Raw genomic sequence first — 22,758 nt, 5'->3', positions numbered from 1 at the left:
GTTTCCTCAGCTCCGCACCCTTGCGGGTTCGAATTCCTCCGCTTGCCCACAAGAAAGCGCTCCAGGTTCATAAGGGCCTGGAGCGCTGTGTTCTTAAGGGCTGGGACGGAGGGATTCGAACCCCCAACAGCCGGCACCAAAAACCGGAGTTCTACCGTTGAACTACGTCCCAATGTGTGGTGTTGCCCAAAAGCAACTCGTTTAGTTTACCTAATCTGCGAGGGCATCGCAAACGCCGTCGAGCAGGCGTACGGCGAGTGTCTGCGCGTCGCTGGCCGTGAAGGTGCCGTTGTAGCGCGTCATGCCCGTGAGCTCAATGCGAATGCGAGCCGGCTTCTGCTGCGCGGCGACATTGGCAGTGCGGATGCGCTGGGCCAGGTTGTGGCACTCGGCGAGGGCAATCGTGGCGCGCGGTGCGGCGTCGGCGGGCAGCTCATCGCTTGCGATCTCGAGCACTAGGTCAACGTCGGTTGGGACCTCGGAGTCGCAGAGCATCATGCCGCTGTTGTCGGTCGTTGCCGTGGCGATATTCCACATGCGCGACGCAACGCTGCGTGCGATGGGGTCCTCGCCGATAACGGCAATCTGGAAGCGCTCGAGCACGTTGGCGGCGCGAGCAAAACCGATACGGGACTCGGCTTCGGTGACCGAGGGCTTGCCCTCCCACACATGGTGCAGGCGGTTGATGTAGGCGTAGGTGTCCTGGAAGGCCATGCCGTCGGCAAACAGGCCGACATTTTCCTGGAACTGCTGCAGGGCGGCCTCGGTATGCGGACCAAAGTAGCCGTCGTCTTCGCCACAGGCAAAGCCCAAAACGTTGAGAGCGCGCTGCAGGGCCTGCACATCGGCGCCATGGAAATTGGGCATGCGCAGATAGAGAGTGCGGTCGCCCAGCTTATACGAAGCGTCTACAAGGGCGCTCCAGCAGGGGATATCGACGGCATGACCGGCAGCAAGGCCGCTGTCGAGCCTGAAGGTGCTGACGGCCTGCTCAGTGGTGGCTCCAAAGTACTTGTCGGTGACTTCGGCGGCATCAATCGTGTAGCCGAGCTGCAGGAGACGAGACTGCACGTCTTCGACGGCTGCTCCTTGCATGCCCGTTGTAATAGGTTCCATGAACGAACCCCTTTCGGCGTACCATTCGTACTATTTGAGCGTCTGTCGGATAGACAACGCAAAGGGATGCATAAACATGCACTCAACAGTGTAGCAAGTTGTGCCTAAATACGCTGCTGACAGGTTTTATAACCCCCGTTAGTTAAGGCGCTCCACAAAGAAATCTGCCATGGAGAGGAACAGCTCGCGTGCGTGCGGATCAAGCTCAACGTTCTCGATGGCCGCTTTGGCCTTAGCGGTCAGGTCGAGCGCGTAAATGTGGGCGTAATCGATGGAGCCGGTCTCCTGGAAGATCTCCACGGCGCGTGCGAGCTGCGCGGGGTCCTCGGTGCCCGAGGAAAGAATCGCCTCGACCTCGTCGTGGTGGCGCTCATCAGAGAGGGCGTGTACGGCGACAAGCGTGCGCTTGCCCTCGGTGATATCGGTGCGGAAGTCCTTGTTGGCGGCCTCCTTGGTGCCGATCAAGTTGAGCAGATCATCTTGGATCTGGAAGGCAAGGCCCGTGTGCAGGCCAAAGGCGCGCAGTGCCTCAATCTGCTCCTCGCTGCCTCCGCCAATGATGGCTCCGGTGGCAAGTGGCGTGGCTCCGCTGTAGTACGCGGTCTTGTGCGTCGCCATGTCCAGATAATCGTCGACCGAGATGTCAAAGCGCCCGTCGCGGACCCAGCCCAAGTCGAGCGCCTGGCCCTCGATGGTGCGAACGATCATCTCGGTGAGCTCGTGGAGCACGCGGAGTTTCACGTCTGCCTCGAGCGTGGGGTCGTCGAGAACCGTCTTGGTGACCATGGTGAGCGCTAGGTCGCCGCAGTTGATGGCAAGCCCCGTGCCCTCGGTAAGGTGCATGCAGGGCTTGCCGCGGCGCAGTTGGCCGTTGTCGGCGATGTCGTCATGGATAAGCGCTCCCGATTGAAAGTGCTCGATAGCTGCCGCCGCGCTGCGGGCGCTCTCAAAGCTGCCACCTACCGCGGTGGCGGCGAGCATGCAGATGAGCGGGCGGTGGCGCTTGCCGGCATTGGCCGTAAATGTCGAGAGCGGGGTATACAGGTAGCGCTCGATATCGGCAGAGGTCGCCTGTCCGTCAAAGAACGTGGCCAGATAGTCGTTAATCTGGCCAAAGTGCTGGGCTAAAAAGCTGGTAAACGGACTGGACACGGGTTCTCGCATTCTTTCTTAGGTTGCATTGATGCAATATGCAGACAACATATTGCCACATCAGGGCGTTTGGCGCGGCAGTTTTGGCGATTTAGGACAACGGGCGTGCGTTTGATGGATTGTGCCTAAATCAGCCTAAAATGCTCGAGCGCCGCAACGACACCGTCGTGATCGACGGTGTCGGTCACGTAATCGGCCTTATCCTTGAGATAGTCTGGTGCGTTGCCCATGGCGATACCGACATCGACGGCGTTCATCAGCGAGATGTCATTGCTGGCGTCGCCAATGCCGTATACGGTTCCGTGGTGGGGATCGAGGGCGTCGAGTACAGACTGGATGCCCCCGCGCTTCGTGCATTCGCGGGGCGAGATTTCGGTTACCTCGAGTTCGAGCTCGTTAAAGCACAGCAGCGGCTCAAGTGTCTTATCTTGAGCGATGTGGTTGGCGAGCGATGTAGACATCAAGATCTTGTAGACACTGTAATGTTGCAGCTGCGTGACTGCGTCGCCCAGGGTGCGCGCGTATCCGGGGGCATCGGGGGCATCGGCACTCATGCGCACGACGCCGTTGAGGCCCTCAAAGCGGATGACCTCGCCCGATTGCTCAAGATAGGGGGCAAGATGCTGCAGCATGCTGGGTGTCATCGACAGATCGCGAATTGCGTGTCCGTCGATCTCGGCGTAACCGCCCGCAAGACAGACGATGCCGGTCCAGGGCAGCTCAAGAAGTTTGGGGTGGATGCAGCTGAGGGTGCGCCCTGTGCAGATGAAGGCCATGTTGCCGTTGGCGACAAACTCGCGGATTGCCTGCGAAACCGCCTCGTTGGGATAGGGGGAGAGGTCCCGCTCGTCTTCGGGAAGGTCTTGGGCGAGCCTGGGGTCTTGCCAGGCGAGCGTTCCGTCGATATCGAAGAAGCAAATATCGCCGCGCTTATGGGCTGCGCTGGCGGCAGGGGAGGCCGAGGTGGTGGGCACAAATTCCGGCTCGAGGCCCATGATCTGGTCAAAATGCTCTTTAACGCGGGGAACGGAGATGCCGATGATCACCTGGGCGGTCTTGCCCGTAATGATGAGGCCCTTGGCGCCCACCGCGACAAACGACGCGTTATCTGCAACGATGGAAGGGTCTGCGACCTCGACGCGCAGGCGCGTGGCACAGTTGGTTGCGCCCACAATATTGCCAACACCACCTAAAAGCTGAATTACCCGCTCAGCGAGGATGTGATCTTGATCGGATCGACTATTGACCTCGTCATTGGGAGATTGCTCTTTGGCAAAGCCGCTTTCCGTTAAACGATCGATTGCCGCGCGATTGGCGACATGATCCTCGCGGCCCGGCGTCTTAAGGTCATAGATCAAGATGAGTGCTCGAAAACTAACAAAAAAGATGAGGCTAAAGGCAAGGCCGATACCGAGCGCCAAAAGATAGGCGCCGGCATGCGTGCGCATGAGCGGAATAAAGTTGAAGGCTGCCATCTCCATGAGGCCGCCCGAGAAGATGCCGACGATGCCAAAGAGATTCATGGTTGTGGCAAGGCAAGACGATAAGACGGCGTAGAGAAAAAAGAGCCCGGGGTGGGTGAACATAAAGAGAAACTCGAGTGGCTCGGTAACGCCGCAAACCACCGAGGCGATGATGGCGGGAACAAGGATGACCCTGAGGCCGGCGCGGCGTTCTGGTTTTGCGGTGGAGTAGAACGCAGCCGCGATGGCAGGAAGGCCAAAGAGCTTGACCCAGCCGGTGGCGGTAAAACCGGCCCACGGCGCAAGTTCATTAAGGGGGCGCGTGCTATGGGAGAGGATAGGGAGCAAGCTGCTCCACGTGGCGTAGATGCCGTCGTTAATGACCAGGCTGTCGTAGTAGATCGGCATGTAGAGCAGGTGGTGCAGCCCCATGGGCTCGAGCGCTCGCTCCAAAAACACAAAGATGCCCACGCCAAAGGGGCCGACGCTCGTAAGTGCATGGCGCAGCGTTTCGGTCATTGCGTATACGGAGGGCACGATGGCGGCCGAGATAGCGGCAAGGGCAAACACGGCAAAAAAGCTGATGAGGTAGACCAGCGATGAGCCCGAGAAGGTGCCGAGCCAATCGGGAACCTTGGCATCGTAGAAGCGGTCATGGATGGCGACGACGGTTGCCGATACCGCTAGCGGGCCGATAATGCCGGTGTCGAGCGTCTTAATGCCGTCGATGATGGTGATGCCACTAGCGGAGGTCAAAGACGACGGGTACTTAAGTCCAAGGTTGTCTCCGCTCAGCTTGATGATCTCGCTCAAAAAGAAGCAATAGGCAAAATAGGCCACGAGTGCCTCGAGGCAGCAACGTGCCGGCTGCTTTTGGGCAAGGCCGATGGGCAGCGCTACGGCAAAAAGGAGCGGAAGGCGCTTAAAGACCGTCCACGAGCCACGCTGGATGATAGCCCAGAAAACGTACCAAGGGGTTCCGTATACGGCGAGATCGCCGACGATATCCGCAGACGTTGCGAGGGCGGAGATGCCGACCATAAGGCCTGATATAGAAAAAAGCATGGCGGGCGCGAACATTGCCCCGCCAAAGCGTTGGATTTTTTGCAGCATGTTCTGCCTTCCGAATATCGAGGCGCGTTGCGCGTGGGGAAACGTTTAAACAATGGATTCATTGTAGAGGACCAGACGATTGTCGTACCGGCAGTTTTGAGCGAAACCGATTTGGGCATGACAGAAACCGTCAACGGTTAAATCCTGTCGCTTTACCGATATTCGGTTTAAACAACTTTAAGAAATGCTATCGTGCCTAGCCGGAAATGAATAATGTAGAGGTGAAACAATGCCAAAAGCGATATACGAAGGAATCTACCGAGAAATACGCTCGCGCATCATTAATGGGACCTATGCGTTTCAGGAGATGCTGCCAACCGAAGCCGAGCTGACCGCGGAGTTCGGATGCACTCGCAATACCGTCCGTCGCGCCTTGGGTATGCTGGCCGACGGGATGTTTGTGCAGCCCATACACGGCAAGGGCGTGCGCGTTATTTGGCTTAAGGGCGAAACCGACATGTTGGGCGCACTCGAAGAGGTTGAGTCGTTTGGCGAGTTTGCAAAGCGCAACAATGCCGTTGCATCGACGGACGTTAAGTCTTTCGAACATCTGGTTTGCACCGAGCAACTCTCTCGTCACCTGGGCTTTAAGGTGGGCGAGGAGCTGATTCGCGTAGTGCGTGTCCGAAGCCTCAACGGCAACGCGCGCCAAGTGGACCATGGCTATTTTTTGGCGTCGATCGCCAAGGGCCTGACCCCCGAGATCGCGGCAGATTCTATTTACGGCTATCTGGAGCACAAGCGCGGTGTCAAAGTGATGGCGAGCCGTCGTACGGTGAGTGTCGAGCTCGCCAACGATGAGGACTGCAGCTATCTTGACCTCGGCAAATACAACTGCGTTGCCGTCATGGAGAGCCAGTCGTACACCTCGGATGGCATCTTGTTTGAGGTGACGCACACTCGCACACACCCCGAGATCTTCCACTACCGCGTCAACTCCAAGCGATAGCCGGCCAGCTCGCAGCCTGACGAGACTCATGTCCTCAAAGCGAAAACGCCCGGTCAAACCGACGATGCATCGGTTTGACCGGGCGTTTTCTCTGCATTCGATAACAAATAATTGTTTATACAAAACTTGTCAAGTATCAAGTTGAAATTACCGTTCACCGAAGTTTTTCTACCGCTCTAGTAATACTTGTTCAAACAACTAGCCAAATAGCGTATCGTTCAAATCAGCAAAAGGGGCAAAGTCCCCGAGCCAATCTCCGAAGGCGGCGGCAAAGGGTGCCGCCACGGTGTGAAAGGGTGGATTGTAATGAAGAACGAAATGAGCAGAAGGCAGTTCCTGGGCTTTGCTGGTTCCGCGGCTGCAGTTCTTGGTCTGGGTCTCGTGGGCTGCGGTGGCTCCGCCGGCTCCGGCTCCTCTGCTTCTGGTGACGCTGCCGAGGTCTACTTCCTCCAATTCAAGCCTGAGGTCGACAAGGAGTGGAAGGAGATCGCCAAGGCGTACAAGGAGGAGAAGGGCGTCGAGGTCAAGATCGTGACCGCCGCCTCCAACACCTACGAGGAGAAGCTCAAGTCCGAGATGTCCAAGAGCTCCGCTCCGACCCTGTTCCAGGTCAACGGCCCCACCGGTCTTAAGAACTGGAAGGATTACTGCGCCGACCTGTCCGATACCAAGCTCCGCGGTGAGCTCATTGACGACTCCCTGGCTCTGCAGTCCGACGGCAAGGATGTGTGCATCGACTGGGTTCAGGAGAGCTTCGGCATTATTTACAACAAGCAGCTGCTCGAGAAGGCTGGCTACAAGGCCGAGGACATCAACTCCTTCGACAAGCTGAAGGCTTGTGCCGACGACATCCAGGCCCGCAAGGACGAGCTTGGCGTTGAGGGTGCCTTCACTTCCGCCGGCATGGACGACTCCTCCAGCTGGCGCTACACCACCCACCTTGCCAACATGCCGCTCTACTACGAGTTTGAGAAGGAGCACAACCAGGAGGACGACGAGATCAAGGGTGAGTTCCTCGACAACTACAAGCAGATCTTCGACCTGTACATCACCGACTCTACCTGCGATCCTTCGCAGCTTGCTTCCAAGACCGGCGACGACGCCACCAACGAGTTCGCAACCGGCAAGGCCGTCTTCTACCAGAACGGCTCTTGGGCCTACTCTGACCTCGTCAAGGCCGGCATGACCGACGATCAGATTGGCATGATGCCCATCTACATCGGTGTTGACGGCGAGGAGAACCAGGGCCTGTGCTCCGGCGGCGAGAACTATTGGTGCGTCAGTTCCCAGGCTTCCGAGGATGCCCAGAAGGCCACCGAGGACTTCATGTATTGGTGCGTCACCGCTGACACCCCGACCAGCATCATCGCCGACAAGATGGGTCTGACCGCTCCGTTCAAGAGCGCCAAGGAGACCACCAACGTCTTCTCGCAGCAGGCCGTTGCCATGGCCAAGGACGGCAAGAAGACCGTCGCTTGGGACTTCGTCTACATTCCCTCCGAGGAGTGGAAGAAGAACCTCAAGCAGGCTCTGATTGCCTACGCTGCCGATAACAGCAAGTGGGACGGCGTCAAGAACGCCTTCGTCGATGGCTGGAAGACCGAGAAGGCTGCTTCCGAGTAAGCAGTTGCTGCCCAAGCTATCTGATTAGCGACAGGGGGCGGGCAGACGTAGGTTTGCCCGCCCCCTGCATATTGAAAGGACCCTTTTATGGGCAAAGCACTCAAGCGCTGGTGGCCGCTCTTTATGCTGCCCACGTGCCTGGCGTTTATGATCGGGTTCGTGATTCCCTTTATCCAGGGCTTCTATCTCTCGTTCTGCCAGTTTATTACCATTAACAACGCGCACTTTGTCGGTATCGAGAACTACGTGCGCGCATTGTCCGATTCGCAGTTTGCCACGTCGTTCTTCTTTACGGTGGCGTTTGCCTTCCTGTCGACGGTGCTCATCAACGTGATTGCCCTCGCCATCGCGCAGGCGCTCACCCGCAAGGCGCTCAAGGGCACTAACATCTTCCGTACGATCTTCTTTATGCCGAACCTGATCGGCGGCATCGTGCTGGGCTACATTTGGCAGATCTTGATCAACTGCCTGCTCTCCAACATCGGCGCCCAGCTCATCGCCCTTAACTCTGCTGCTGGCTTCTGGGGCCTTATCATCCTGACCCTGTGGCAGCAGGTCGGCTACATGATGATCATCTACATCGCTGGTCTGCAGTCCATTCCGTCCGACTACATCGAGGCCGCCAAGGTCGACGGTGCCACGGCATGGCAGACGTTTTGGAAGGTTAAGGTCCCTAACCTGATGCCGACCATCACCATCTGCCTGTTCCTGTCCATCACCAACGGCTTTAAGCTGTTCGACCAGAACCTCGCCCTTACCGGCGGCGCCCCCGCGCACTCCACCGAGATGCTCGCCCTGAACATCTACAACACGTTCTATTCGCGTGCCGGTATTGCATGGCAGGGCATCGGTCAGGCCAAGGCGGTTATCTTCTGCATCCTGGTTGTTGCTATTTCCATGATCCAGCTTAAGGCCACGAGGTCCAAGGAGGTGCAGCAGTAATGAAACGCGATAAGGTTATCAACCGCGCGCTCTCGATTTTCTTTACGATCCTGTCGCTCGCGTGGATCTACCCCGTGTTTATGATCGCGCTCAATTCCTTTAAGAAAGCGACCGCAATCAGCACCACCACGGCGTTCGATCTGCTCACGCCCGAGACGTTCAACGGCCTTGCAAACTACGTGCACGCCCTTAACGAGCAGGGCTTTGCCTCGGCGTTTATGTACTCGCTCATTATCACGGTCACGTCGGTCGTGCTGATTTTGGTGTGCTGCTCCATGTGCGCTTGGTACGTGGTGCGCGTCAACAACAAGATCTCGAACTTCTTCTATTACCTGTTCGTGTTCTCGATGGTCGTGCCGTTCCAGATGCTCATGTTCACGCTGTCCAATTTGGCGGACCGCATCGGCTTCAACACGCCGTTCAACATCTGCTTTATCTACCTTGGCTTTGGCGCGGGCCTGGCGGTCTTTATGTTCGCCGGCTTTGTAAAGAACATCCCGCTCGAGATCGAGGAGGCGGCCATGATCGACGGCTGCAACCCGGTCCAGGTGTTCTTTAAGATCGTCCTTCCCATCATGAAGCCCACCTATCTTTCGGTCGGCATTCTCGAGACCATGTGGGTCTGGAACGACTACCTGCTGCCCTACCTTACGCTCGACTCCACCAAGTACAAGACCATTCCTATCTTGATCCAGTACTTCCGCGGTGGCTACGGCCACGTCGAGCTCGGACCCATGATGGCCTGCATCATGATGGTTGTTATCCCCATCGTCGTCATGTACATCCTCTGCCAGAAGTACATCATCGACGGCGTGGTGGCAGGTGCCGTCAAGGGCTGATGCCGTAACTGTTTTGCAAGTTTCTGCGGCGCCCCTCAGCGCGGCGCCGCACATCGAAAGGTAAAGACATGGCCGAGATCGTTCTCAAGCATGTTCAGAAGGTGTATCCCAACACCGAGTCCAAAAAGAAGGGCTTCTTTGGCAAAAAGAAGAAGACCGAGGAGAAGAAGCATAACCTTAAGGTTACCGAGGATGGCGTGCTCGCTGTAGAGGACTTCAACCTCACCGTTCACGATCAGGAGTTCGTCGTCCTCGTTGGCCCCTCTGGCTGCGGTAAGTCCACGACGATGCGCATGGTCGCCGGCCTGGAGGACATCACCTCGGGCGATGTGCTCATCGACGGCAAGCGCGTCAACGACGTGGCGCCCAAGGACCGCGACATCGCCATGGTGTTCCAGAGCTATGCTCTGTACCCCAATATGACGGTGTACGAGAACATGGCGTTTACGCTCGAGCTCAAGAAGGTCCCCAAGGACGAGATCGACCGCAAAGTTCGCTCTGCTGCCGAGATTCTGGGCATTACCGAGTACCTCGACCGTAAGCCCAAGGCGCTTTCGGGCGGCCAGCGCCAGCGTGTCGCTATCGGCCGCGCCATCGTGCGTGACCCCAAGGTCTTCCTGATGGACGAGCCACTGTCCAACCTGGACGCCAAGCTTCGTAACCAGATGCGTGCCGAGCTCATTAAGCTGCGCCACGAGATCAAGGGCACGTTCATTTATGTTACTCACGACCAGACCGAGGCTATGACCCTCGGTGACCGTATCGTGGTCATGAAGGACGGCGTCGTCCAGCAGATCGCCACCCCGCAGGAGGTCTTCAACCATCCCGCGAACATCTTCGTCGCCGGCTTTATCGGCGTGCCGCAGATGAACTTCTTCGATGCCCAGCTGGTGCGCTCGGGCAACGGCTTTACCGTCAAGACCGAGGATATGAACGTGGCGCTCGCCCCCGAGACTTGCGCTCAGCTTGCCCTCAACTGGGACGGCGGCGACGTGAAGGAGATTACGGCCGGCGTGCGTCCCGAGCAGATCCTGCTTGCCGACAAGGACGAGGAGGGTGCGCTCCAGGGCACCGTCGAGGTGACCGAGCTCATGGGCTCGACCGAGCATGTCCACGTGACCGCTCCCGACGGCCAGTTTGTTCTGATTATCCCCGTCGTCGACCTCGAGGCCAAGGGCGCGCTCAAGGCTGGCGACACCATCTGGTTCAAGTTCGAGAAGAACGCGACCCATCTCTTCGATAAGGTATCTGGCAAGAACCTTATCTAGGCCCGGTGCATCCAGGCCCTCCCTTTGGGCGACTGCGGTATTGCCATCCTTTTGCCGCGGTCACATATAAGGCTCCCCTCCCGTCCACTGGGCGAGAGGGGAGCCTTTCTTTGTGTTGGGGTTGTCTGGCCGGTCGTTTGTCTCGATCTGTAACGGGTAGGGCCGATTTCGGACGTTAGATGTTACAGATCGAGACGGTTCCGCTGAGCTAACCATTTCATCTAAATCTGTAACACCAAAGGTGAATTTCAGCTGCTAGATGTTACAGATTGAGATAAACCCAAGGGAAGGGGCCAGTATGTCTCAATCTGTAACAGCTGGGACCGTTTTTACCGAGTAGTTGTTACAGATCGAGATTGTTTGGCCGAGTCGGGTCACAGGGTAACGTGCGGGCACAAAAAACGGAGCCGTGTTGCCACGACTCCGTTTCTCAAGAGGATGGGTAAGGGAAGCGAAATTAGTTCAGGTGCCAGATCTCGTCGTTGTACTGGGAGATGGTGCGGTCGGACGAGAAGGTGCCGGCGTTGGCGATATTGATGAGCGTCTTGCGCATCCAGGCGTCGTGGTCCTCGTAGTCGGCCAACACGCGCTCCTTGGTCTGGATGTACTCCTCAATGTCGAGCAGGGCCATAAACCAGTCCTTGCCCTTAATGTCATCGTGCAGGCGCTGCAGGCGCTCGGCATTGCCGGTCGCCATAAAGGCCGGGTTGGTGATGAAGTCCACCAGCAGTTTAATGCCGGGCTTGCGGTAGAGCGCACCGGCGTTGTAGGTGCCGTCGGCGTAGAGCTGCTCGACCTGTTTGGAAGAGGCACCAAAGGTATAGATGTTCTCGTCGCCCACGAGCTCGGCAATCTCTACGTTGGCGCCGTCGAGCGTGCACAGGGTTAGGGCGCCGTTGAGCATGAACTTCATGTTGGAGGTGCCGCTCGCCTCCTTGGAGGCCAGGCTGATCTGCTCGGAGATGTCAGCGGCGGGGATTACGCGCTCGGCGGCGGTGACGTTGTAGTTCTCGATCATGACAACCTGCAGGTAGGGAGCCACGTCGGGGTCGTTTGCAATCCACTGCGACAGCGTCAAGATCAGATGGATGATGTCCTGCGCGATAGTGTAGGCAGGCGCCGCCTTGCCGCCAAAGATGATGGTGACGGGGTGCTTAGGTCTGTTGCCGTTCTTGATATCGAGGTACTTCCAGATGATGTAGAGCGCGAGCATCTGCTGACGCTTGTACTCGTGGATGCGCTTGACCTGGACGTCGATGATGGCGTTGGAGGGAATGGTCACGCCCTGCTCGAGCGCCATGAACTGGCGCATGATGGCCTTGGCCTCGACCTTGGTGGCGGCCAGGCGCTCAAGAACGTCCTTGTCGTCGGCGAACTTGGCGAGTTTGCTCAGATCGCCGGTGCTGCGCCAGTCGGTGCCGATCACATCGTCGAGCAGGCTGGCGAGCGCGGGGTTGGCCCCATGGATCCAGCGGCGGAAGGTGATGCCGTTGGTCTTGTTGGAGAACTTCTTGGGATAGATCTCGTAGAACGGATGAAGCTCGGTGTCCTCCAGGATCTTGGTGTGGAGGGCGGCTACGCCGTTGATGGAGAAGCCAAAGTGGATGTCCATGTGGGCCATGTGGACGGTGTCGTGCTCGTCGATGATGGCGACGCGCGGGTCATCGTGCTCGGCCTTCGCGATCTCATCGAGCTTGACGATAATGTCGGCGATGGCAGGGGAGACCTTCTGCAGGCTGGCGAGCGGCCACTTCTCGAGCGCCTCGGCAAGAATCGTGTGGTTAGTGTAGGCGACCATGGAGCGTACGATGGTCACGGCCTCGTCAAACTCGATGTCATGCTCGGTGGTGAGCAAGCGAATGAGCTCGGGGATGACCATGGTGGGGTGCGTGTCGTTAATTTGGACCACGGCGTAGTCGGCCAGATCGTGCAGGTTGCTGCCGCGCTCGACGGCCTCGTCGATCAGGAGCTGGGCGGCGTTGCTCACCATGAAGTACTCCTGATAGATGCGAAGTAGGCGGCCCTGCTCGTCGGAATCGTCGGGGTAGAGGAACAAGGTGAGGTTCTTGGCGATCTCGGTCTTGTCGAAGTCGATGGAACTGCCGGGGACCAGGCCGTCGTCGACGCTCGCCAGGTCGAACAGGCGCAGGCGGTTCTTGGTGGACTGGCCGTAACCGGGCACATCGATGTTGACGAGCTTGGAGGTAACGGCAAAATCGCCGAACTCGACGGTGTAGGAGCGGTCATCGTCGACTAGGATGTCCTGCTCACCGAGCCACTCGTCGGGGACGGCCTTCTGCTGGTTGTCGACAAAGCGCTGACGGAACAGACCGTAGTGATAGTTGAGGCCCACGCCATCGCCGGTCAAACCCAGCGTGGCGATGGAATCCAGGAAGCATGCGGCCAAGCGGCCCAGGCCGCCGTTGCCGAGTGACGGCTCGACCTCGAATTCCTCGATTTTGTTGAGGTCGTGGCCTGCGGCGGTGAGCTGGTCCTTAACCTCGTCGTAGATGCCGAGGTCGATCATGTTGTTGATGAGCAGCTTGCCGATCAAAAATTCGGCGGAAATGTAATAGAGCTTTTTCTTGCCGTTGTTGAGCGGGCGGGCGGCGGAGCGCTCCTGCACGAGTTTGACCAGTAGCTTGTAAATGCGACGGTCGTCGAGCTGCTCGAGCGAGGTGCCAAAAGACTGCTCGGCGAGTTCCATGAGGTTAATTTGGGGCATGTTTTCTCCTGTGATGGGTTGTTTCATGTCTGCAATTCATAAGAAGCCCGCGCGAGGGGATTGGGGTGGCCTCGCGCGGGAAAAGCAAGCGCGTCCGCACGGTGGGGAGGGGTCGGGCGCGGTAGCTCCTATTGAGGAAGCTCGATTTCGGCTTCCGACGGGATGCGGAAGTAGGTCTCGGTCCAGTCGGTGAGTTTGTGCTCGAGCTCGCGGGTGATGGCGCCGTCGAGCATGCGCCAGGTCCAGTTGCCGCCCAGCGTGGCAGGGGTGTTGATGCGCGCCTCGTTGCCCAAGTTGAGCAGATCCTGCATGGTGTAGATGCACGTGTCGCTCACGCTGGCGGCGATGGTGCGATTGAGTGCATCTGCCATGGGTTCGCCGGCCTGCTGATGGGTGTACAGGGCTGCCTGCTCACGCTGACGCGGGGTGGCCGTTCCCTCAAACCAACCGCGCGCCGTCTCGTTGTCGTGGGTGCCCACATAGGCGACGGTGTTGGCGATGTAGTTATGCGGCAGGTAGTACGAGTTGGTGCCCTCAAAGGCAAACTGCAGGATCTTCATGCCGGGGAAGCCCGAGTTGTCGCGCATGTCGATGACGCCGGGGGTGAGGAAGCCCAGGTCCTCGGCGATGATGGGCAGCGTGCCGAGCTTTTCCTCGAGCGTCTTGAAGAACTTGAGGCCGGGACCCTGCGTCCACGAACCGTAGGACGAATCGGGTGAGGAGAACGGCACCTCCCAATAGGCCTCGAAGCCGCGGAAGTGATCCAGGCGGATGACGTCGTACATGTCGAGGGCGGCGCGAATGCGGCCCTCCCACCAGGAGAAGCCGTCGGACTCCATGGCGTCCCAGTCGTAGATGGGGTTGCCCCAGTACTGGCCGGTGGCCGAGAACTGGTCGGGCGGCGTGCCGGCGACGCTCACCGGATTGCCGGCGGCGTCGATCTTAAAGAGCTCAGGTGTCGCCCACATCTCGACGGAGTCACGCGAGACATAGATGGGCAGGTCGCCGATGATGAGAATGTCGCGCTCGTTGGCATAGGCCTTGAGGCGGCTCCACTGGCGATCGAAGAAGTACTGCGTCATCTGGTGGTAGAGCATACGCGCCGGATGGTCGGCGCAGACCTTGGCGGAAGCCTCGCCGCGGGTGCGGAGCTCCGCGGGCCACTCCCAAAACGCCTTGAGACCGCACTCCTCTTTGACGGTCATGAACTCACAGTAGGGGATGAGCCAGTCCTCGTTGGCCTGGATAAAGTCATCGAAATCGGCCGGCTTGTCGGCAGCAAAGCGCTCAGCGGCGCGGTCGAGAATCTGACGGCGGCCGCCAAAGATAGCACCGTAGTCGACATTGCTGGGGTCGGATCCCAGATACACGCCATCGATATCGCGCTGCTCCAGATACCCTGCCTCGATAAGCTCGGCAAAGTCGATAAAGTTGGGGTTGCCTGCGCGGGCCGAGAACGACTGATAGGGCGAATCGCCATAGCTGGTCGTCGTAAGGGGCAGAATCTGCCAGTAATGTTGTTTGCACGAGGCGAGAAAATCGACGAAGTCGTAGGCATTCCAGCCAAAGCCGCCGATTCCGTATGGTCCGGGCAGAGATGAGACGGGCATGAGGACGCCGCTTGCACGCTCCATGAATGCGCTCACCAACCTTCTTGTTGTGGGGTCGGCCTGCCGATGGGTGTGCAGTCCGCCTCCGATGTTCTGATTCGATACGCCTATTGTAAAACATGTTGTTTAAACATGTACAGGCAAGATAAAAAAGTTGGTCGATTTTCGGCGAATGGTTACATGCCATGAAAAAGCCCCGACCTCACAACGTGAGATCGGGGCAAGAGCGGTATGTAGGTTTTGCTACTCGGCGTCGGCGAAGCCGTTGGGGTTGTGGCTCTGCCAGTTCCAGCTATCGCGGCACATGTCCGCGATGTCGTACTGGGCCTTCCAGCCCATCATGCGCTCGGCCTTGGAGGCATCGCACCAGTTGGCAGCGATGTCGCCGGCGCGGCGCTCGCGGATCACGTAGGGCAGCTCCTTGCCACAAGCCTTGGAGAAGGCGGCGACGACCTCGAGTACCGAGGTGCCGGTGCCGGTGCCCAAGTTAAAGATCTCGACGCCGGTCTTGCCGTTCATCCAGTTAAGGGCGGCCACGTGACCAGATGCCAGATCGCACACGTGGATGTAATCGCGCACGCCGGTGCCGTCGGGGGTGGGGTAGTCGTTGCCAAAGACCTGAACGGCCTCGAGCTTGCCCACGGCGACCTGGGCGACATAGGGCACCAGGTTGTTGGGGATGCCCTTGGGATCCTCGCCGATCAGGCCCGACGGATGGGCGCCGATGGGATTGAAATAACGGAGCAGCACGACGTCCCACTCGGGGTCGGCGGTGTGGACGTCCATAAGGATCTGCTCGATCATCCACTTGGTCCAACCATAGGGGTTGGTCGCGGGCTTCTTAGGATCCTCCTCGGTGACGGGCGGGTTGTCCGGGTCGCCGTAGACGGTCGAGGAGCTCGAGAAGATGATGGACTTGCAGCCATGGTTGCGCATGACGTCGATGAGCACCAGGGTGTTCTCGATGTTGTTGTGGTAGTACTCGACGGGCTTGCTCACCGACTCGCCGACGGCCTTAAAGCCGGCAAAGTGGATGACGCGGTCGATCTGATGGGTATCGAAGATCTTGTTCATCGCATCGCGGTCGAGCACGTTGGCCTCGTAGAAGGTGAGGTTCTTGGCGGCCTCGTCGCCCACGATGGTCTTGACGCGGTCGACGGCGACGGCGCTGGAGTTGGAGAGATCATCGACGATGACGACCTGGTAGCCACCCTCGAGCAGCTGAACGACGGTGTGCGAGCCGATAAAGCCGGCGCCGCCGGTAACGAGGACACAGGTGTCTTTGGGGTCGAGTGCTTTGGACATGTAGTCTCCTATCGAATCAGGAACACTTCTTCAGGGGAGTATAGCGCAGGCAGGGACGCCCAAATCGTGCGCTGTAGGAAAAGCAGAGGATTGTGCTAACGTACTCATAGAAGAGCTTGCGTACGCATAACCTGATCTTTGGCATTTGCTTACGAGCCGCTGACCTTGCAGTTTCCTGCCGTTCGTGGAAATCGTTGGGACGCGCCATATGTACGCTAATATGTATGAGTTGAGCGACATATAAATAAGCATGTAACGGAGTACATATGTCACCAAACAGCGATTCCATCCTTTCCCAGGAGCTCTCGCGCCGCACTGCCCTCAAGGCCCTGTTCGGCGCCGCTTCTGCGGCAGTTCTTTTTGGCCTGCCCGCTCGCGCCCATGCGGCGGAGGCTTCCAAAGAAACCACCGATAAACTGAATGCCGCCCAGGCCCAGCTCGACGAGGTTCAGGCCCAGCTCGACAGCATCGCAAATGAGTATGCGGCGCTGGCCAACAAGAATGCCCAGACCCTCAACGACATCGAGAATGTCCAGGGCAAGATTGACGACACGCAGGCCCAGATCGATGAAAAGAAGGCCGAGCTCAAGAAGAAGCGCAACGACCTTTCCGATCGCGTGGCCGCCAGCTACAAGTCCGGCGGCACGAACATCCTGTCGCTGCTGCTGGCCTCTGGCTCGTTTGAGGAACTCGTCGCCAACGCGCATTACGTTGAGAAGATCAACAAGAGCGACCGCGACGCCATCGAGGACATTCAGACCATCCAGGAAGAGCTCGATGCGCAAAAGACCGAGCTCGAGTCGCAGAAGGCCGACTTAGAGAAGCTCAAGGACCAGCAGACTGCCCAGATGCAGGACATGCAGGCCAAGCAGCAAGAAGTCCAGACCGTGCTGAACGGTCTTTCCGACGACGTCAAGGAGCTCATGGCTCAGCGCGATTCCGAGATCCTCGCTGCCGCCCAGGCTGAGGAGGCCGCTAGGAAGGCTGCCGCTGCCGCGGCTGCCGCGAACAAGAACAATTCCTACTCGGGTGGTTCGAGCTCGGGTGGTGGATCGTACGCGCCCGGAACTCCGCAGCAGAATGCCGGCTCGGGCAAGCAGCAGGCTGTCGTCAACGCGTGCTACTCCACGCCTTCGCCGGGTCAGAACTGGTGCGCGGCGTGGGTTACCAATGTCTTCCGTAACGCCGGCGTTGGCTACTTTGGCGGCAACGCCTGCGACATGTTCAACGCCTGGTGCTATAGCTCCGACCGCTCGGCGCTGCAGGTGGGCATGATCGTGGCCGACTCATCGCATAGCGGCACCGGCATGCCGGGTCTGATCTATGGCCACGTGGGCATCTATGTTGGCGGCGGCATCGTCATGAGCAATGAGGGCGCCATTACGTCTAAGTCGCTTGATTCGTTTATTAGCTTCTATGGCACTGGCTCTGGCGTGCGCTGGGGCTGGCTTGGCGGTATTGCGCTGTCGTAGCTGCGGTTTGAAGTAAGTTGGTCCGTGGCTGCCCGAAAGGCATTAGGTTGCCTGCTCGGACAGTCCTGCTCGCACGGAGAGCACATTAAGTGCTCTCCGGCTCGTGCGGAACTCGCGATCAACCTAATGCCTTTCGGGCAGCCACGGACCTCTCGGGTCCAATACGTCACACACCGGACTGGGTTATCTGAATAAATATGGTGAAGGCCCCTTTCGGGGCCTTCTTTGTTAAAGGAATTCTCCGACTCGGTGGACTTCGGGTTCTAGGTCTACGTTGAATTGGTCTTTGACGGTTGCCTGGATGTGGCGGATGAGTTCGTCGACGTCGGCGGCGGTGGCGTGGTCGGCGTTGACGATAAAACCGCAGTGCTTTTCGCTTACCTGCGCGCCGCCGACAGCATGGCCGCGCAGTCCGGCATCCATGATGAGCTTGCCGGCAAAGTAGCCCTCGGGGCGCTTGAAGGTGGAGCCGGCACTCGGCATGTCGAGCGGCTGCTTGTCCTCGCGGCGCTGGCGGTAGTCGTCCATGTCGGCCTTGATCATCGCGGCGTTGCCCGGGGCGAGATTGAAGGTGGCCGAAAGCACGATAAAGCCGTCATCGGCGATGCGGCTCTTTCGATAACCCAGGTTGAGCTCGTCGACATCGAACTCGATGATATTGCCGCTGCCGCGGGTGCCGTCGTCGAGCTGGCGAGCGGGTTTGTAGACGCGCACGGACTCCAGCACATCGGCCATGCAGGCACCGTAGGCACCGGCGTTCATGTAGCAGGCGCCGCCGACCGATCCGGGGATGCCCGAGATGGGCTCCATGCCGGTGAGGCAGGCCTCGGCTGCCGCGGCTGCGACATCGGAAAGCAGCGCGCCGGCTGCCGCCGTGACGTGCGTGCCGTCGATCGTAATGTCGGAGAGGCCTTCGCCCAACGCCACGACGACGCCGCGGATACCCTTGTCGCCGACGAGTAGGTCGGAGCCGTTGCCCACGATGGTGAGGGGCAGATCGCAGCGATAGCAGGTATCGAGCGTGGCGACGAGGCCCTGCTCGGTATCGGGCGTGACAAAGACGTCGGCCGGGCCGCCGATCTTAAACGTGGTGTGCTCGCGCATGGGCTCGCTCATCAGTACGTTGTCCTCGCCGGCAACGCCAGCAAGCGCGCACAGCAGGTCCTCGTTAAAAAAGTCGTTCTCGTGCATACGAATATCCGCCTTTTGGTGGTCGTTGTCATCAATCGATTGCAATATACCCCACCCGGACGGATTTGGTGCGCTGGCGGCGATAAAACAGCCGTCTACCGGATTGGTAAAGTGTTTATCACCGAGGTAGAGGGGTAGTCGCTATACTTTCAAGAGATTGCGCGTAAACCCGGAAGGAGCGAGATGGCCAACAAAGTCACCCTCAAGCAGATCGCCCAGGAGGTGGGGCTTTCCCCCTCGTCGGTCTCGCTTGTGCTCAATAATCGGCCCTGTCGCATCTCGGAAGAAAACCGCAAGCTCATCAAAGAGGTCGCGGCGCGCAACCACTATGTTCCCAACCAGATCGCGCGCAGCCTGGTCATGCGCGAGTCGCGCACCCTGGGCCTTATCGTCCCTAACATCGAGAGCCGCTTTTTTGCCTCGCTCGCCGGTAGCCTGGAAAAGCGCTGCCGCGAGGACGGCTATGCGCTCTTCATTACCAGCTCGGGCGGAAGCGCCGATGACGATCTGGAGCTGCTGCGCCAGCTGGTGACGCGCGGCGTTGATGGCGTCTTCCTGGTCGTAGGCGACGAGTTCTCCGACGACCGCGCCCTGCGCGAAGAAGTCAGCCATCTGCCTATCCCTGCCGTGATGGTCGATCGTGCCATTGAGGGGCTCGAGTGCGACAAGGTGATGTTCGACCACGAGATGGGTGGCTACATGGCCACTCGCTATCTGATCGAGCAGGGCCACCGTCGCATTGCCTGCTTGGTTAACGCGCGCCGTTCCAATACGGGGCGTAAGCGACTTGCCGGCTATGAGCGCGCGCTGCGCGAGGTTGGCCTGCCTATCGACGCACGTTTGGAGTTTGAGAGCGAGTACTACATTCCGAGTGCCTATGAGGCCTCGGAGGCGGTGCTCGCAACTGATGCCACCGCTGTGTTCGCAAGTTCGGATAACATCGCCCTCGGTCTGCTCAAGCGCTTGCACGAGATGGGGAAGAGCATCCCGGGCGATATCTCGGTGGTGAGCTATGACAACTCGGCGGCCGACGTTCTCTTTGAGCCGGCGCTGACCGCGATTGAGCAGGATCCTGGTGTCCTTGCGGAGCATGCTTTTGGCTGCATGTCCAAGCGTCTTGCCGGTAGGGGCGGCAGGCGTGCCGAAGAGGTCGTCCTGGAGCCGGCGCTTATCGTTAAGGGCAGCGTGCTCGAACTTACCGAATGTAGCTAAACGTACTTGTTTGTTTGCATAGATTGCATGCGGAGTGTCTGCTATTTGCCGGCGGGGCCGGGGTGCCTGCCTTGTTTTGAGAAGTTCGCGGAGCCCACTTCTCAAAACAAGGCAGGCACCCCGGCCCTCGTCCGTGAACTCTTCCGCTGGGCGAGCCATAGACGCCACGCACCGATGCGATAAAGCAGTGGCTTGAAATTGGTGCTATATTCAGCATGAGTTGTTTAATGCTAGTACGGGAGGCTGATATGGGGCTGTTCAAGAAGAAAAACCCGCAGGATGCCTTTGATTCCGATGTGTTTACCATCACGGATACGATTTTGGACCCGCCGCGGTTTACATTTTTGCCGGCTATCTACCAGGATGCCACGCGCCGCAAGTGGGCCGTGCATCAGCGCGGCGGTGAGCCGAAGATTTTTGACTATGCGGACGTGCTGCAGTGCGAGATTGTCGAGACCGGAAATCCCGAGGATGTGCCGGAGGTTAGCAAGCGCGAACTAGCTCAGCAGATTTTGATTAATCCAGCTCAGGCTACTAAAAACAACGCTGCCAAGCGTAATATGTGCCTTGGTATGGGTGTCATCGTTGCCGTGCAAACCGGCGAGGATGAGATTTCGAAGCTTGAGATTCCGGTGACCGCGGGCGAAGTCAAGCGAGACTCCGGCCTATATCGGTCGTATCGGAACGTTGCGGAGCAGATCAAAGAAGCCTTCGACGCCATGGGGCGTCCGGAGCAATGATGTCTGCAGCATCAAGCGGTTGAGGAGCCGTGCCCATGCCGAGTGAACCATATGCGATTCCGCCCAAAGATTGCGCCTTTGAGGGCATTCTTTGGTATATCAATCATTATGACCTGCAGGGTGGCGACCGGCTGCCCGCCGAGCGTGTGCTCTGTGAAGAGCTGGGCGTGTCGCGCACGGCGTTGCGTGCTGCGATCGCGCGCCTTATTTCGTGCGGAACTTTGGAAAGCCGCCGCGGTTCGGGCACCTATGTGTGTCCTCCCAAACCGCTGAACATCTTTCAGGAAACATGGAACTATACGCAGGCGGTGGAGAGGGTTGGCTCAAAGTCGACCGCACGCCTGGTTTGGTCCAAGGTCGTGTACGCCGATATCGATCTGGCCCAAAAGGCCCAGATCGACCTGGGCATGCCGCTTTTCTGCATTCGACGTGTGCGCGTGGTTAATGGTTCCCCGGCGTCGATTGAGACGGCCCACGTCAATCTGTCTTTGTGCCCCTCGCTTCCCGATCACGATTTTGAGCAGGAAAGCCTCTACGACGTTTTGCTCAAAGAAGGGAATGTCCATGTGACGCACGGCAAGGAGCATATTTCCATCAGCCGTCTGAACGCCGACGAGGCCAAGTTGCTGGGTGCTCAGGAGGGCACGCCGGTGTTTTACAAGGCTTCGCACGAGCGTGACGAGAACGATGGCTTTGTCGAGTATTGCAAGTCCGTGATTCTGCCGACCAAGTATCGTTTTGCCGATAACGGCGAGGCAGACGGCGTTGCGACGAAGGTAGGTGTCGAATGGCTGATGCAGTAGAAGACTTGCCGGTTTACAAACAAATTCGCCGCTGCATTGCGGAGCGAATCGAGCGCGGCGACTACCCGACGGGCTCGATGATTCCGTCCGAAAACGAGCTGGCCGAGGAGTTTGGCACGACGCGCCTGACAATCCGAAGTGCCATGGACGAGCTGGTCAAAAGTGGCCAGATTCGTCGCGTGCAGGGCAAGGGCGCCTTTGTGGGACACAAGTGGTTTGACGAGCACGAACGCAAGGGCGGCTTCCGTCAGTCGGTTCTGGCGTCGGGCGCGACGCCGTCGGTGCGCATTCTGGCGCGCTCCAAACGCTACGCCGGCCCGTATTACGCCGACCTGTTTGGCATCGCCGAGGACGATCTGCTTTACTCGGTGCGCCGTCTCAACTGCATTGATGGGGAGCCCGTGTCGATTGAGATGACGCTGATTCCGTGTCTGCTGTTTCCGGGCATCGAAGACGTGGACATTTCGGTCTTCAGCCTGTTCGAGACCTACGACATGTTGGGGCGCAAACCGGACAAGTCGATTGAGAAACTCGATATTGAAGCGCTGGGCGCACGCGATGCGAGTTTGCTCAATCTTGAGCCGGGCGACCTGGCGCTCGTACTGGAATGCATGACCTATGACTCGAGTGGGCAGGCGATCGAGCATGCCAAGTCTTTTAACCGCGGTGATGCCGGCGGATATACCTACAACTATTAGCGTCTAGAGCATCCTCGTGCACGGCGGGGTGCTCATTTTTTTACGGACATGTGTCGCATGACCGATGAACGGCAAAAACTGACCGTCTACCGAGAGGGGAGGATGAAATCAAAAAATCGGTATTAAAAACGGCTAACCTGTAATCGTTCACTGGTATTAAGAACCTTTGAATTGTTGAGCTTGGGGCCAAGATGTCCACAAGGTTAAGCGGCGAGACGGGGCGGCAAGCCTGTCCATTCCGTGCGACAATTCAAACTGCTCGTGAAAGGAGCGGGAATGAAGGAGACCGAGAAGATCGAGATCATGCACTTCGACCAGGAGGGCTACCTCGAGGACGGCAGGAACGTCTACGAGGCCGGCAAGAAGATGACCGCCCTGGCCGACCGCGTGCACGAGGAGGGCTACGACGCCGTCTTCCTGATGGGCGTCGGCGGCACCTGGGACGAGTTCATGCAGCTCGAGTACCTCATGAACAAGTTCGGCGACCGCGACCTCGAGGTCTACCTGATCCACGCCGCCGAGTGGAACGTCATGGGC

At 58.6% G+C, this 22,758-nt stretch carries 17 protein-coding genes, 1 tRNA gene and 1 pseudogene; 11 read left to right on the top strand and 8 right to left on the bottom strand.

Annotation, left to right across the window (positions count from 1 at the left end; genetic code table 11):
* Window positions 1–100: 100 nt before the first annotated feature.
* The 4 genes from AAAX36_RS07865 to AAAX36_RS07850 form a co-directional block, all read right to left on the bottom strand.
* A tRNA-Gln gene (locus tag AAAX36_RS07865) sits at window positions 101–172 on the bottom strand.
* A 38-nt stretch (window positions 173–210) separates the two neighbouring features.
* Window positions 211–1,116 carry a peptidoglycan-binding protein gene (locus AAAX36_RS07860; protein ID WP_022094145.1) on the bottom strand — a complete coding sequence of 302 codons (906 nt, stop codon included), beginning with the start codon at window positions 1,114–1,116 and terminating at the stop codon, window positions 211–213.
* Between the two features lie 138 nt (window positions 1,117–1,254).
* Entirely contained in the window at window positions 1,255–2,268 is a 1,014-nt protein-coding gene (locus tag AAAX36_RS07855; protein WP_349074979.1) for a polyprenyl synthetase family protein, read from the bottom strand.
* A 125-nt stretch (window positions 2,269–2,393) separates the two neighbouring features.
* Window positions 2,394–4,844 (bottom strand): PTS transporter subunit EIIC, encoded by a 2,451-nt coding sequence (locus AAAX36_RS07850; RefSeq protein ID WP_215693337.1) that lies wholly within the window; start codon window positions 4,842–4,844, stop codon window positions 2,394–2,396.
* A gap of 229 nt (window positions 4,845–5,073) precedes the next feature.
* On the opposite strand from AAAX36_RS07850, the gene AAAX36_RS07845 reads away from it, so the two are divergent.
* The 5 genes from AAAX36_RS07845 (at window position 5,074) to ugpC (ending at window position 10,465) form a co-directional block, all read left to right on the top strand.
* Window positions 5,074–5,793: a GntR family transcriptional regulator gene (locus tag AAAX36_RS07845; RefSeq protein ID WP_035137765.1), complete on the top strand. Its 720-nt coding sequence runs from the start codon at window positions 5,074–5,076 to the stop codon at window positions 5,791–5,793.
* A gap of 306 nt (window positions 5,794–6,099) precedes the next feature.
* Entirely contained in the window at window positions 6,100–7,416 is a 1,317-nt protein-coding gene (locus tag AAAX36_RS07840; RefSeq protein WP_117746799.1) for an ABC transporter substrate-binding protein, read from the top strand.
* An 87-nt stretch (window positions 7,417–7,503) separates the two neighbouring features.
* Entirely contained in the window at window positions 7,504–8,358 is an 855-nt protein-coding gene (locus AAAX36_RS07835; RefSeq protein ID WP_138113453.1) for a sugar ABC transporter permease, read from the top strand.
* Entirely contained in the window at window positions 8,358–9,197 is an 840-nt protein-coding gene (locus AAAX36_RS07830) for a carbohydrate ABC transporter permease (RefSeq protein WP_138113451.1), read from the top strand. The genes AAAX36_RS07835 and AAAX36_RS07830 overlap by 1 nt, the downstream gene beginning before the upstream one ends.
* Window positions 9,198–9,265: 68 nt before the next feature.
* Complete coding sequence (ugpC, locus tag AAAX36_RS07825; protein ID WP_022095054.1) at window positions 9,266–10,465, top strand: sn-glycerol-3-phosphate ABC transporter ATP-binding protein UgpC; 1,200 nt, start codon at window positions 9,266–9,268, stop codon at window positions 10,463–10,465.
* A 457-nt stretch (window positions 10,466–10,922) separates the two neighbouring features.
* On the opposite strand, the gene glgP is transcribed toward ugpC, so the two are convergent.
* From glgP to galE, 3 genes are all read right to left on the bottom strand, one after another.
* The gene (glgP, locus tag AAAX36_RS07820; protein ID WP_349074975.1) at window positions 10,923–13,190 is read right to left on the bottom strand and encodes a glycogen/starch/alpha-glucan family phosphorylase; all 2,268 of its coding nucleotides are present in this window, start codon (window positions 13,188–13,190) and stop codon (window positions 10,923–10,925) included.
* 128 nt (window positions 13,191–13,318) lie between these two features.
* Window positions 13,319–14,836, bottom strand: coding sequence for a 4-alpha-glucanotransferase (gene malQ / locus AAAX36_RS07815; RefSeq protein WP_260699337.1), 1,518 nt, complete (start codon window positions 14,834–14,836; stop codon window positions 13,319–13,321).
* A 207-nt stretch (window positions 14,837–15,043) separates the two neighbouring features.
* Window positions 15,044–16,105, bottom strand: a complete 1,062-nt coding sequence (gene galE / locus AAAX36_RS07810; RefSeq protein WP_006235870.1) for a UDP-glucose 4-epimerase GalE — start codon at window positions 16,103–16,105, stop codon at window positions 15,044–15,046.
* Between the two features lie 266 nt (window positions 16,106–16,371).
* On the opposite strand from galE, the gene AAAX36_RS07805 reads away from it, so the two are divergent.
* Complete coding sequence (locus AAAX36_RS07805) at window positions 16,372–17,577, top strand: hypothetical protein (RefSeq protein ID WP_349074973.1); 1,206 nt, start codon at window positions 16,372–16,374, stop codon at window positions 17,575–17,577.
* A 228-nt stretch (window positions 17,578–17,805) separates the two neighbouring features.
* Here the strand turns inward: AAAX36_RS07805 and murB are convergent, their stop codons facing one another.
* Window positions 17,806–18,768: a UDP-N-acetylmuramate dehydrogenase gene (gene murB / locus AAAX36_RS07800; RefSeq protein WP_055285601.1), complete on the bottom strand. Its 963-nt coding sequence runs from the start codon at window positions 18,766–18,768 to the stop codon at window positions 17,806–17,808.
* Between the two features lie 183 nt (window positions 18,769–18,951).
* Here murB and AAAX36_RS07795 point away from each other — a divergent pair, with 183 nt between their 5' ends.
* The 5 genes and pseudogenes from AAAX36_RS07795 to AAAX36_RS07775 form a co-directional block, all read left to right on the top strand.
* Complete coding sequence (locus AAAX36_RS07795) at window positions 18,952–19,980, top strand: LacI family DNA-binding transcriptional regulator (protein WP_006235873.1); 1,029 nt, start codon at window positions 18,952–18,954, stop codon at window positions 19,978–19,980.
* A 248-nt stretch (window positions 19,981–20,228) separates the two neighbouring features.
* Entirely contained in the window at window positions 20,229–20,720 is a 492-nt protein-coding gene (locus AAAX36_RS07790) for a hypothetical protein (protein ID WP_349074971.1), read from the top strand.
* Between the two features lie 35 nt (window positions 20,721–20,755).
* Window positions 20,756–21,523, top strand: coding sequence for a GntR family transcriptional regulator (locus tag AAAX36_RS07785; protein ID WP_148332853.1), 768 nt, complete (start codon window positions 20,756–20,758; stop codon window positions 21,521–21,523).
* A complete protein-coding gene (locus AAAX36_RS07780) occupies window positions 21,508–22,221 on the top strand; it encodes a GntR family transcriptional regulator (protein ID WP_195193111.1) in 714 nt (237 codons plus the stop codon). The genes AAAX36_RS07785 and AAAX36_RS07780 overlap by 16 nt, the downstream gene beginning before the upstream one ends.
* 276 nt (window positions 22,222–22,497) lie before the next feature.
* Window positions 22,498–22,758: pseudogene (locus AAAX36_RS07775) on the top strand (SIS domain-containing protein); the annotation flags it as partial.

The organism is Collinsella sp. CLA-ER-H10 (assembly GCF_040092475.1).
GTDB lineage: Bacteria > Actinomycetota > Coriobacteriia > Coriobacteriales > Coriobacteriaceae > Collinsella.
The sequence above is the reverse complement of the archived record's forward strand: the minus strand, read 5'-3'. Positions and strand labels throughout refer to the sequence as shown.

Bases quoted from the DNA above. Each gene is read 5' to 3' on its own strand.
- AAAX36_RS07840 (WP_117746799.1), top strand. From the start codon at position 6,100: ATGAAGAACGAAATGAGCAGAAGGCAGTTCCTGGGCTTTGCTGGTTCC.
- AAAX36_RS07860 (WP_022094145.1), bottom strand. From the start codon at position 1,116: ATGGAACCTATTACAACGGGCATGCAAGGAGCAGCCGTCGAAGACGTG.
- AAAX36_RS07805 (WP_349074973.1), top strand. From the start codon at position 16,372: ATGTCACCAAACAGCGATTCCATCCTTTCCCAGGAGCTCTCGCGCCGC.
- AAAX36_RS07795 (WP_006235873.1), top strand. From the start codon at position 18,952: ATGGCCAACAAAGTCACCCTCAAGCAGATCGCCCAGGAGGTGGGGCTT.
- AAAX36_RS07845 (WP_035137765.1), top strand. From the start codon at position 5,074: ATGCCAAAAGCGATATACGAAGGAATCTACCGAGAAATACGCTCGCGC.
- AAAX36_RS07785 (WP_148332853.1), top strand. From the start codon at position 20,756: ATGCCGAGTGAACCATATGCGATTCCGCCCAAAGATTGCGCCTTTGAG.
- glgP (WP_349074975.1), bottom strand. From the start codon at position 13,190: ATGCCCCAAATTAACCTCATGGAACTCGCCGAGCAGTCTTTTGGCACC.
- murB (WP_055285601.1), bottom strand. From the start codon at position 18,768: ATGCACGAGAACGACTTTTTTAACGAGGACCTGCTGTGCGCGCTTGCT.
- ugpC (WP_022095054.1), top strand. From the start codon at position 9,266: ATGGCCGAGATCGTTCTCAAGCATGTTCAGAAGGTGTATCCCAACACC.
- AAAX36_RS07850 (WP_215693337.1), bottom strand. From the start codon at position 4,844: ATGCTGCAAAAAATCCAACGCTTTGGCGGGGCAATGTTCGCGCCCGCC.
- galE (WP_006235870.1), bottom strand. From the start codon at position 16,105: ATGTCCAAAGCACTCGACCCCAAAGACACCTGTGTCCTCGTTACCGGC.
- AAAX36_RS07830 (WP_138113451.1), top strand. From the start codon at position 8,358: ATGAAACGCGATAAGGTTATCAACCGCGCGCTCTCGATTTTCTTTACG.
- AAAX36_RS07780 (WP_195193111.1), top strand. From the start codon at position 21,508: ATGGCTGATGCAGTAGAAGACTTGCCGGTTTACAAACAAATTCGCCGC.
- AAAX36_RS07835 (WP_138113453.1), top strand. From the start codon at position 7,504: ATGGGCAAAGCACTCAAGCGCTGGTGGCCGCTCTTTATGCTGCCCACG.
- AAAX36_RS07790 (WP_349074971.1), top strand. From the start codon at position 20,229: ATGGGGCTGTTCAAGAAGAAAAACCCGCAGGATGCCTTTGATTCCGAT.